The organism is Acinetobacter sp. V2, from assembly GCF_001188385.1.
GTDB lineage: Bacteria > Pseudomonadota > Gammaproteobacteria > Pseudomonadales > Moraxellaceae > Acinetobacter > Acinetobacter oleivorans.
In genome coordinates, this window is the sequence record NZ_JZFB01000007.1 from 12,285 (window position 1) to 23,682 (window position 11,398).

Annotated in this window: 12 protein-coding genes and 1 pseudogene; 11 read left to right on the top strand and 2 right to left on the bottom strand. The window is 40.6% G+C overall.

Going from position 1 to position 11,398, the window contains the following annotated elements:
* The 6 genes and pseudogenes from UC75_RS22155 to UC75_RS16585 form a co-directional block, all read left to right on the top strand.
* Window positions 1-225, top strand: a pseudogene (locus UC75_RS22155) (MFS transporter); the annotation flags it as partial.
* 488 nt (window positions 226-713) lie between these two features.
* Window positions 714-1,217, top strand: a complete 504-nt coding sequence (locus UC75_RS16565) for a DUF2867 domain-containing protein (protein ID WP_049838215.1) — start codon at window positions 714-716, stop codon at window positions 1,215-1,217.
* 80 nt (window positions 1,218-1,297) lie between these two features.
* The gene (locus tag UC75_RS16570) at window positions 1,298-1,999 is read left to right on the top strand and encodes a DUF1003 domain-containing protein (protein ID WP_049838216.1); all 702 of its coding nucleotides are present in this window, start codon (window positions 1,298-1,300) and stop codon (window positions 1,997-1,999) included.
* Between the two features lie 110 nt (window positions 2,000-2,109).
* On the top strand, window positions 2,110-2,775 hold the full coding sequence (locus UC75_RS16575) for an RluA family pseudouridine synthase (protein ID WP_049838217.1): 666 nt from the start codon (window positions 2,110-2,112) through the stop codon (window positions 2,773-2,775).
* 128 nt (window positions 2,776-2,903) lie between these two features.
* Window positions 2,904-3,284 (top strand): ribonuclease E inhibitor RraB, encoded by a 381-nt coding sequence (locus UC75_RS16580; RefSeq protein ID WP_004795383.1) that lies wholly within the window; start codon window positions 2,904-2,906, stop codon window positions 3,282-3,284.
* Between the two features lie 28 nt (window positions 3,285-3,312).
* Complete coding sequence (locus tag UC75_RS16585) at window positions 3,313-3,690, top strand: nuclear transport factor 2 family protein (protein WP_049838218.1); 378 nt, start codon at window positions 3,313-3,315, stop codon at window positions 3,688-3,690.
* A 42-nt stretch (window positions 3,691-3,732) separates the two neighbouring features.
* On the opposite strand, the gene UC75_RS16590 is transcribed toward UC75_RS16585, so the two are convergent.
* Entirely contained in the window at window positions 3,733-5,823 is a 2,091-nt protein-coding gene (locus UC75_RS16590; protein WP_049838219.1) for a TonB-dependent receptor, read from the bottom strand.
* Window positions 5,824-5,897: 74 nt separating this feature from the next.
* On the opposite strand from UC75_RS16590, the gene UC75_RS16595 reads away from it, so the two are divergent.
* Window positions 5,898-7,043, top strand: a complete 1,146-nt coding sequence (locus tag UC75_RS16595) for a DUF1624 domain-containing protein (RefSeq protein WP_049838220.1) — start codon at window positions 5,898-5,900, stop codon at window positions 7,041-7,043.
* A gap of 41 nt (window positions 7,044-7,084) precedes the next feature.
* On the opposite strand, the gene UC75_RS16600 is transcribed toward UC75_RS16595, so the two are convergent.
* A complete protein-coding gene (locus UC75_RS16600) occupies window positions 7,085-7,552 on the bottom strand; it encodes an Lrp/AsnC ligand binding domain-containing protein (protein WP_001247568.1) in 468 nt (155 codons plus the stop codon).
* Window positions 7,553-7,688: 136 nt separating this feature from the next.
* Between UC75_RS16600 and UC75_RS16605 the strand changes: the two genes are divergently transcribed.
* The 4 genes from UC75_RS16605 to UC75_RS16620 all read left to right on the top strand — a co-directional run.
* Window positions 7,689-8,954, top strand: a complete 1,266-nt coding sequence (locus UC75_RS16605) for a D-amino acid dehydrogenase (protein ID WP_004795376.1) — start codon at window positions 7,689-7,691, stop codon at window positions 8,952-8,954.
* Window positions 8,955-8,974: 20 nt separating this feature from the next.
* On the top strand, window positions 8,975-10,078 hold the full coding sequence (alr, locus tag UC75_RS16610) for an alanine racemase (protein ID WP_049838221.1): 1,104 nt from the start codon (window positions 8,975-8,977) through the stop codon (window positions 10,076-10,078).
* Window positions 10,079-10,088: 10 nt separating this feature from the next.
* Window positions 10,089-10,448, top strand: coding sequence for a RidA family protein (locus tag UC75_RS16615; protein ID WP_000071347.1), 360 nt, complete (start codon window positions 10,089-10,091; stop codon window positions 10,446-10,448).
* A 161-nt stretch (window positions 10,449-10,609) separates the two neighbouring features.
* The coding region (locus UC75_RS16620) for an amino acid permease (RefSeq protein ID WP_128825336.1) at window positions 10,610-11,398 on the top strand (789 nt) is incomplete at its 3' end.

Genomic DNA, 11,398 nt, shown 5'->3' on the forward strand with positions numbered 1-11,398 from the left:
CTATTACAAACAGCTCTGGCAAATACTGCGGGTTACGAAGCAGATGTGGCGCAGTCTATGTTGGTCACGGTATTTAACCTTGCTATAGCTTTTGGTGGAATGGTTGGTGGTGGATTGCTTGAAAGTTTTGGCGCAGCCTATTTTCCATGGTTTATGCTGGCTTTTGCCCTGATCGCGCTATGTACTGTTTACCATGCCCGTAAACATGGTTTTATTTCTTCATAAAAATTTTTTTGCCCTTCATGGTTAAAAAGTGAAGGGTGATTTACTTTTTATAGTTTGATGTATTGTCACTCAAAATAATTAATGATTTGGTAAAATAAACCGAAAAACATAAATAAAGTGGAATTTAAAATTAACTAATTATTATGAAATGGGAATATATTCTTTTTAATTTAAATTTTTGCGTAAAAATTACCAAAAATATTTAAAATTAGCTGTTCTTAGAAAAACAATCCCACAGGGTGCTGGCTAAACTATATCTCAAGGGTGTGATAGGGATCGAAAAGAGTAGCATGCACCAAAACGTATAACGTTAGTGTGTACTCACCCAAAAGGTCTCGATTCGGCTTAGGACGCTATAGATCAAAAGTTTATAGGCATAAGGTTCTAACTTACAAAGTTATAATTGTTGAAGTAAACCATATACGGTTTCCCTTGACACCCTAAAAAATTCTCTATAATAAAAATGATACTTTACAAGAATATAATTCATGAATAAGCCTTATCTTTCTGCTTTACCTACCGATAGTCAAATCTCATCTCAATTGAACAATGCTTACTTCCACGACTCGTGGAGTATTGTGCTGGGTCAGCCCGACCTGAATGTATTTGGGCAGCTCATCAAACTGTTCCATCACACCCCGCAGTGGATAGAGTGGAGCATGAATGTGCGTAATAAAATTACTTCCAAGATTGGCCTTAAAGATTTAGGAAGTTTTAAGCAGATTGATTCGAATAAAAAAGAAAATGAATATGTTGCAGGCGACCGAATTGGAATTTTTACTTTGCTACAGCGCACCGAAAATGAGTTAGTGATCGGAGATGATGATAAACATTTGAATGTGACTTTATCTATTTATAAAAATGAAGATACCCAAGTGCTTACAGTGACTACAGTGGTACATATTAAAAATCTGCTTGGAAGACTCTACATGGTACCTGTAATTCCTGCTCATCGAAAAATAGTGCCAGCGACTTTACAGATATTAGGTTAGAGTACTATTTTTATTTACGATGCGATCAGCAAAAATCGTTTATATACTAATCTTATTATCATAATAACGAGCTGAATAATATGGAAAATAAAAACCATTGTCGCCAATGCGCCGTTTGTGGAAAGAGTTTTCCCTTAAAAGATCTTGTGTCTGGTGAAGTCATTCGGAATGTCATCAGTGATGAAATTATAAAAGATCATCCAGACTGGACTTACTCAAGCTTTATTTGTCGAGCAGATCTGGCAGATTATCGAATTAAATATGTTCAGTCGCTATTACGCTCGGAGAAAGGCGAATTATCTAATTTAGAAAATGAAGTGATTGGCAGTATGCAACGCCATGAGCTGATTAGCCGAAATACAGAAACAGATTTTGATCAAAAATGGACGCTTGGAGAAAAACTGGCAGATAAAATAGCCACTTTTGGGGGAAGTTGGGCATTTTTAATTTGTTTTGCTTTATTTTTAATAGGCTGGATTATTTTAAACACAGTTGTGATGGTAGTACGTCCAGTCGATCCGTATCCTTTTATTTTGCTTAATTTAGTTCTGTCATGCTTAGCTGCAATTCAGGCACCGATTATTATGATGAGTCAAAACCGTCAAGAAGCCAAAGACCGTTTACGTTCTCAACATGATTATCAAATTAATTTAAAAGCTGAGCTTGAGATTCGTCATTTGCATGAAAAAATGGACCATCTTTTATCGCATCAATGGGAAAGGCTTGCACACATTCAAGAAATTCAGCTCGATCTTTTAGCAGAAATGAATAAAAAACGATAAAGATTTTCTGAGTTTCACGTGGAACATGATGAGAGCTTATAGATTGCTTTGCGGTAGGCCTGAAATTTCTTTATGATCTGCCGCCATGCTCCCTTGCTATTTCTACGACCATGCCTTTAAACGACAACTTTGTTTATGCTCCGCCACAAGATCCACTCTCAGTTTTATTTGAAGATGACGATTTAATTGTGGTTGATAAACCTGCGGGTTTGTTGTCGGTGATGGGTCGTTTACCTGAGCATCATGACAGTGCTTATTTAAGGGTGCTGGAAAAGTTCCCTTTGGCTAAAGTGACGCATCGTTTAGATATGGCAACATCGGGCTTACTTATGTTTGCCAAACATCGTGATGCAGAAGTTGCGGTAAGTAAAATGTTTCAGGCCAGAACAGTCAAAAAACATTATATTGCTTTGGTGCAAGGTCAAGTCGCAGAAGAGGGTAGTGTTGAAGTTCCGCTCATTACCGACTGGGAAAATCGCCCAAGACAAATTGTACATTTTGAATTAGGTAAACACGCTAAAACCTTGTTTCAGCCCTTGGTTTATGATGAAAAAATCGATCAAAGTCGAGTATTACTTGAACCAGTAACAGGACGTTCACATCAGCTACGTGTGCACATGATGCATATTGGTCATCCGATTATGGGCGACAAGTTGTATCACCCTGAACCGAAACATTTTCATTTAAATCGAATGGCTTTACATGCTGCATATTTGGCTTTTCAGCATCCATTGCAAGGCACAGATGTAGTCATTGAATCACAAGTGCCTTTTTAAAATTTATATACAATTAAAAATTCAATTTGGTGCAATTGGGAACGGAATATATACCCAAATTGCAATAAAAGTCGGGTATTCTTGATGTCGAATAATATTAATACTGCGACAACAACAAGGATCACTTTATGACTCGTGACTACGAACAATTTCCAGATGACGATAACGGCAATGTACTTTGGCAAATGGCTGAAGATGGGGATGATTTAACTGAGCTGCATGAAATTGAATTTTCTATTGCTTTTCAAGATCAAAAAAATGCAGAGCAATGTGCGCTGTATTTGCTTTACCAAGAACAAAAAGTTTCACTTTTCCAAGATGACTCTGTTGAGCCAAACGAGTGGGTGATTACCATCTTTGTCAACATGGAACCTGAGTATTCAGATATTGTTGATTTGGAACAATGGTTTGCTAGCATCGCTGAAAAATTTCAAGGCGAATATGATGGATGGGGCTGTATGGCCTATGTCTTCGAGGAAGGCGACGACGAAGATGACCTGTTGCAGTAAGGTCTAAAATAAAGAGTAGGAGATAATCATGAACTTATCTCAAAAACAAATTGCAGTACGGTTTTTAGAGCTTGCCGCAGCTGGCGAAGTCGATGAAGCCTATAGCAATTACACCGCACCGAACTTCAAGCATCACAACCCTTATTATGCGGGTGATGCAACTTCTTTGAGGGAAGGAATGCGTGAAAGCGCGGCTGAAACTCCAAACAAAGTCTTTGATGTTCAACATGTCATTGAAGAGGGCGATTTGGTGGCTGTGCATTCAAAACTTGAAATGCAAATGAATGGGTTAACCACCTTGGCTGTGGTCCATATTTGTCGTTTTGAAAATGGAAAAATTGCTGAGTTTTGGGATATTGGACAAGTACAGCCCGACCCACTCGTCAATGAGAATGGTATGTTCTAATAAAAAGCCCGAAATAATTCGGGCTTTTTATTTATGTATGAATTAAAACTTCCACTGTGCCGAAATTGAAGCGTTGAGTGGTTCCCCCGGTTGAACCCATAAATCGCTATAGCTTGAGACATAGTAGGTTTTATCAAACAGGTTGTTTACGTTCAGCTGATAGCGTAAGCGGTCAGATGGGGCATAGTAGCCATTTAAATTGACCAGCGTATAGCTTGGTAAATTAAACCCATTATCCAGATTATGTCCGCTACGCTCGCCCACATAGGTAAGATTGGCACCTACGCCTGCTTTTCTCGGACCTTCTTGTAGAAACTCATAATTGGTACTTACAGCGCCTTGGTGTTTTGGAACATTGCTTAGACGAGCGCCTTTTACCAAGTCTTGGTCTTTTTCAATTTGAGCATCGGTATAGCTATAGTTGGTATTGACGAACCAGCGGTCAGTGATTTGACTATTTAAGTCAAACTCAATTCCTTTACTGCTCACTTCACCTGCTGCGGTTTGAAAGTTACTGTCGATTGGATCTGTCGTCAGTACATTCTGCTTTTTCATTTTAAACAAAGCGAGACTAAGCACACTTTGGTCATTCATTTTATATTTTGTGCCGACTTCATAGCTTTCGCCTTTTTCAGGGGCAAAAGTCTGCCCATTTCGGTTCATACCACTATTCATGGCAAATGAGCGACCATAGTTGGTGTAAAAAGCCCATTGGTCAGAAGCTTTAAAGTTTACTCCGAAACGCGGACTATTCTGGTGAAGCGTCTGGTTGCTTTCAGTCTGAGTCAGATGATTTTTAAAGTCTTGTTCGACCTGATCAAAACGGTTGCCGAATAGCACACTCCACTGATCATTGAAAAAAATCTGGTCTTGTAAATTAAGCGCAAAGTAACGCTGCTGTTCTTTGGTGTTGGTAAACGGAGCTAAGTTCGGTAAATATTTGCCGTATTCAGGTTGGTAGATATCAATTGTGTTTGTTGAGCTTGTGCTGTGATTGCGACGAAGCTGGTTTTGCTTATAGTCGAGTTGACCAAGTTCAGTTGAAAGTAAAATTTCATGGCGAGCCCATGAAGTATCAATCTTGCCAAGTAACTCTGTCTGAGCCAGAACATCTTCACTTGTATAATCACGATAGCGACGTTGACGTTCTAAAGTACGTCCATCTGCTTGCATACGCCGAGGTTCGGTCGCAAAGCCGACCATTTTGGCGTCTTTATAGCTGACTGCACTATTCAGCTTCCAGTCAGGATTAAATTCGTGACTCAGACGTAATTGGTAAAAGTAATCTTTTATTTTTAAATCGCCGTCGTCAGGTTCACCTGTAAAGGTTTTCGGGTCCATCACAAACTCATGATTGACTGTACTTACACCACGGTCAAAGGTTCCTTTATGCTCCGTAAATTCACTGTCAAAGTCGAGTTGTGTCTGGTCTGAAATTTTCCATGTGAGCTGTGGTGAAAAGAACCAGCGTTCACTACTGACATGATCACGGAAGCTTTGATTATCTTCGTGAGCCACTGCTAAACGATAAGCCAGTTCATCGTTAATAGGCGCGGTATGCTCTAGACTAATTCGATATTGTTCTTGAGTATTGGCACGTAGGTTAACTTCACTTTCTCTTTCCCACTGTGGTTTTTTACTATTGAGGTTCAGCAAACCTCCTGTTTCGCCGCGTCCATATAAAGCTGCCATCGGCCCTTTTAAAAACTCTAAAGATTCAATATTCACAACATCTTTTGGCGCACTAATCCCTCGGTTGACACTCAAGCCATTACGAATCATAGAGGCACCTAAATTGGGATCGGTACTAAAACCACGGAAAGAGTAATTATCCCAAAAGCCGCCACCAAAACTATTTTGATGAAAAACCCCGCTCACCAAGCTTAATGCGTCATCAATCCGTTGAACGTCTTGTTGTTCTATCATTTGTTTTGAAACATAAGCACGATTAAAAGGGACATCTAAAACATCGTGAGAAAATTTAGTCGCCGAGCTATTTTGACTCACACCTTCTTGGGTACTTTCAGCCTGAATACGTATGGTTTCAAGTACCGTTGACGTTTCTTCTGCCCAAGTGAATGTCGATATAAATGATAGACCCAACGAAGACAACAATCCTAATTTGTGTTGCATAAATAATCAGCCATGAAAGACAAAAGAAGTTTAATGTAATAATATAACGTTACATTATTTTGTTGATTACTGCTATGTCTTTAGAAAAGAATATTGAACGTTTACAGTCGATTGATGCATTGCGTGGTTTGGTGATCATCATTATGTTGCTCGACCATGTAAGAGAAACTTTCTATTTACATAAACAGGTTACCGATCCAATGGACGTAACAGTAACAGAACCAGCATTATTTGGCAGTCGATTATTGGCACATATTTGCGCTCCGGTTTTTGTACTTTTAACGGGTATTTCTGCATTTTTATTTCAATCAAAAAAACAGGACTTACAACAAACGCGTGCCTTTCTATTAAAACGTGGCTTATTTTTAATTGTGTTAGAGCTTACCCTTGTGAATTTTGCATGGACAGCAACTTTTCCACCCGAAGTCATTTATTTACAGGTGATTTGGGCGATAGGTATTAGCATGGTGGTGCTAGCGTGCTGTGTAAGTTTGCCTTTGCCAGTTCTTGCTGGTGTAGCGTTGGTCATTATTTTTGGGCACAACTTATTAGATTCTGTGCACTTCTCACAAGGCATCCTACAGAATATATGGTTCGTTTTACATGAACGTGGTTGGATTGAATTTGCGGGTATCAAGCTTCGTACAAGTTACCCTGTTTTACCGTGGATTGGAGTGATTTTATTAGGCTACGTTTTAGGTCAGTTCTTTAGTTCAAAATATACAGCAAAGCAAAGAAGCCGCACTTTATTCAGCCTTGGTTTAGCAAGTATCGGGTTATTTGTTTTACTGCGTTTTATCAATATCTATGGTGACCAACCGTGGCAGTATTTTGAGTCATTAGAACTGAGCCTTATGAGCTTTTTTAACCTCACCAAGTATCCGCCATCTTTACTGTTTATTTTGCTGAATGTTGGAATTGGTTTGCTTGTGCTGGTTGCTTTTGAACGTATGCAGCAGCACTCGTTTTTAAAACCATTAGTGGTATTTGGCTCGGTGCCTATGTTCTTTTATTTATTGCATTTATATGTGCTGAAACTGATCTATGTGTTTGCGCTAAACGTGTGGGGAGCCAACTACGGGAATTATTTGTCGGTCAGCCATGTATGGATGCTGTGGTTAATCACAATTTTGCTGTCTTTTGCACTCTACCCAGCGGTTAAGTGGTTCTCGAAATTCAAACATCAAAATAAACATATTTCGATTTTAAAATATTTCTAATTTCCAGAATGTGGGTAAAGCGAGTTTAGAGAGAACTCGCTTTACTTGCTTACATCTAAATACAGAGTTTCTTTCACTTCTTCCATGACCACATAACTGTGTGACGATGCCGATGCGGGGAGTTTCTTTAATAGATCGCCTAATAAGCGGCGGTATGCGCTCATTTCTTTTAAACGTGCTTTTACAAGGTAGTCAAATTCACCTGAAATGAGGTGACATTCAAGCACTTCAGGAATCTCAACGAGGTCTCTGGCCACTTGGTCAAATACATCGCCAGATTTGGCAGATAACTTAATTTCTAAAAAGACGAGAAGGTTACGGTCTACGTAAGCTGGGTTTAGACGGGCGTAATAACCCATGATAATGCCATCGCGTTCGAGACGTTTTACACGCTCTGAACAGGGAGTGGTAGAGAGGTTGACTCTCGATGCCAATTCACTAATCGCAATTCGTCCTTCGCGCTGCAAAATGTCCAGAATCATGCGATCTATACGATCTAAGGGGCGCATAGATATTTCCTCTTTTTTTAAAATTCTCGCGAGAAAAACATAAATTTACCTAGATTATACCCTGAAAAACAGTGAAATAAACTATTGAAGCAGAAATATACTAGTTAAATAAACTGGTGTGCGTGAGGGAATGGAAATGCGCGTAATTGTATTAGGTAGCGGCGTTATCGGAGTGGCAAGTGCCTATTATCTAGCTCAACAAGGAGCTGAGGTCACTGTTCTTGACCGTCAGTCAGGTCCTGCTGAAGAAACAAGCTTTGGTAATGCAGGTCAAATTTCGCCAGGGTATTCGACCCCTTGGGCAGCACCAGGAATCCCATTTAAAGCTGTGAAGTGGATGTTCCAACACCACGCACCGCTTGCGATTAATTTAGATGGCAGCATGTGGCAGTTACAGTGGATGGCGCAAATGCTAAAAAACTGTAATCCACAAAGTTATGCTGTGAACAAAGAGCGTATGATGCGTGTGGCTGAATACAGCCGTGATTGCTTACGTGAACTTAGAAAAGATACAGGTATTAATTACGAAAACCGTGCTAAAGGTACGTTGCAGTTATTCCGTAAAGAAGCACAAATGGAAGCGGTTCAACGCGACATTAGCGTGCTACAAGAGTGCGGCGTAAGCTACGAATTATTAAATGGCAACGAACTTGGTCGTGTAGAACCAGCTTTGGCAAATGCGCAAGATAAACTCGTTGGTGGTTTACATTTACCAAATGACGAGACAGGTGACTGTTATTTATTTACCAATGCTTTAGCTCAAATTGCTAAAGAGTTGGGTGTTAACTTCCAGTTCAACCAGAACGTAGAAAAATTGATTGTTGAAGGCGATGAAATTAAGGGCGTTCAGGTCAATGGTAAGGTCTTAACCGCAGATCGTTATGTTTTAGCGTTTGGTAGCTATTCACGTGATTTCTTGAAACCACTTGATCTACAGTTGCCTGTATATCCTGTGAAAGGTTATTCGTTGACGATTCCAATTGTTGACCCTGCTTTTGCTCCGCAATCTACAGTGCTTGATGAAACCTACAAAATTGCGATTACGCGTTTCGACCAACGTATTCGCGTAGGTGGTATGGCTGAGTTAAGTGGTTTCAATTTAGGTCTGAACGAAGACCGCCGTGCAACCTTGCAAATGGTTACTCAGGACTTGTTCCCGGGCGGCGATATGGCACAGGCGTCTTTCTGGACGGGTCTACGTCCAATGACACCAGACAGTACTCCAATTATTGGAGCGACTCGCTTTAAAAATCTGTTCTTGAATACAGGTCACGGTACTTTAGGTTGGACCATGGCATGTGGTTCAGGAAAATTAATCAGTGACATCGTATTGAATCATAAGACTGAAATCAGTACAGATGGCCTTTCAATTCAGCGTTATTCACACGCGCATGCTGCATAACGGACGTTAGGAAAGTAATCATGCCTCGTCCTATTACCGCAGTGATCCACCGTCAAGCCTTACAAAATAACTTGGCGGTGGTACGCAAGGCTATGCCAAATAGTAAGGTCTTTGCCGTTGTAAAAGCCAATGCTTATGGACACGGAATTGAACGTGTTTATGAAGCATTTAAAGCCGCAGATGGCTTTGCCTTACTTGATCTTGATGAAGCAAAACGCCTTCGTGCTTTAGGTTGGACAGGTCCAATTTTATTGCTCGAAGGGATTTTTTCTCCTCAAGACTTATTTGATTGTGTGCAGTATCAACTCAGTTTCACCATTCATAGTGAAGCGCAAATTGAGTGGGTAGAAAAGCATCCTTATCCAGCCCAATTTGATGTTTGCCTAAAAATGAACAGTGGTATGAACCGTCTTGGTTTTAAACCACAACACTATGTTCAAGCTTGGGAACGTTTAAATAGCTTGGCAAATGTGTCCAAGATTACGCACATGATGCATTTTTCTGATGCAGATGGTGATCGTTTCGGCCAGCAGGGTATTGATTATCAAATCACTGCATTTGAAGAAATTATTAAAGATTTACCGGGTGAAAGGTCGGTAAGTAATAGCGCGGCAATTCTGCGCTATCAAGACCAGCTCAAATCAGATTATGCACGTAGCGGCATTATGCTCTATGGCAGCTCGCCAGACTACCCGACGCATAGTATTGCGGACTGGGGCTTACAACCGACCATGAGTTTACGCAGCGAAATTATTTCTGTTCAGCATTTAGAACCGAATGAAAGCGTAGGTTATGGCTCAAACTTTGTCGCAGAGCAACCCATAACAATTGGGATTGTCGCTTGTGGCTATGCCGATGGTTATCAACGTATTTCACCAACAGGTACGCCTGTTTTAGTGGACTCTGTCCTCACTCGTACAATTGGCCGCGTCAGCATGGATATGTTGGCAGTCGATTTAACAGGGATTGAAAGTGCCAAAGTCGGCAGTGAAGTCGTGCTTTGGGGCCAATCAAGTACAGGCGTCGTTTTACCTATTGATGATGTCGCAGTTTCATCCGGTACGGTGGGCTATGAACTGATGTGTGCTGTCACCGCCCGTGTTCAATTTATTAATCAGGTATAAGGAAATCCGAATGTCTAATTCAGATATACAAAAGATTAACACTAACGAAGTCATGAGCGCCGTGACTGTTTTTAACAAAGTGGTTTATCTGTCAGGTCAGGTACCTAAAAACACCGAGCAAGACGTGGCAGGCCAAACTCGTGAAATTCTTGCAACGATTGATGAACTTTTGGCATTAGCCAATACCGACAAATCTCGCTTGCTCTCTGCACAGCTCTATTTGAAAAATCTTTCTGACTTTTCAACAGTAAACGCAATTTGGGTTGACTGGTTAAAAGGGTGTGTTGCTCCATCGCGTGCCACAATTCAGGCCGATTTGGTCAATCCAGATTGGTTAATTGAAATTGCCGTGACGGCAGCACAAAAGTAATTCGTTTTTACTCCAAAAATGATGATGTATCTAACAGAAGGAAGATAGATACGGTTTAACCAGTCATTTTTGGTGAACAGATTCAGTGACCTATGGCATACGGTTCGATTTTCGCCATAGGTTGCTGATCTTAACAAAGGAATTCAAAAAGGAATTTTAATATGACAACGGCTCGTCATTCAGATACGGAAAATTCTCCTGATCATCTGCAACGAAAACTGTCTAACCGTCATTTACAACTGATTGCAATTGGCGGTGCAATTGGAACCGGCCTATTTATGGGTTCGGGCAAAACCATCTCCCTCGCAGGTCCTTCAATTCTTTTAATCTATATGATTATTGGAGGAATGTTCTTTTTCTTAATGCGTGCAATGGGCGAGTTACTCCTTGCAAATCTGCATTACAAATCTTTTGTTGATATGGCTCATGACTTAATTGGTCCTTGGGCCGGTTATTATTTGGGCTGGACTTATTGGTTAGGCTGGGTACTGGTTGGTATTGCGGACCTCTCAGCGGTCATTAACTATTTGAGCTTCTGGCTGCCCGATGGCACGAGCTTTTCACCAACGCAACAAGCCATGATTAGCGCAGGTTGTGTGATGTTTGTCATGGGCCTTAACCTACTGACTGTACGCCTATTTGGTGAAATTGAATTTTGGTTTGCACTCATTAAGATTTTGGCAATTATTGGCCTGATCGGAGTGGGTGGCTATATGATTTTCAGTCATTTCCAAGCTCCGCAAGGCGCTGTTGCAAGCATTAGCAATGTTTGGTCACATGGTGGTTTATTCCCGAAAGGTACAGAAGGCTTCTTGGCAGGATTCCAGATTGCCGTGTTTGCTTTTGTCGGGGTTGAACTGGTTGGTACAACGGCTGCTGAAACCAAAGATCCAGAGAAGAATTTACCGAAAGCAATTAACGCGATTCCTGTACGTATTATTTTATTCTAT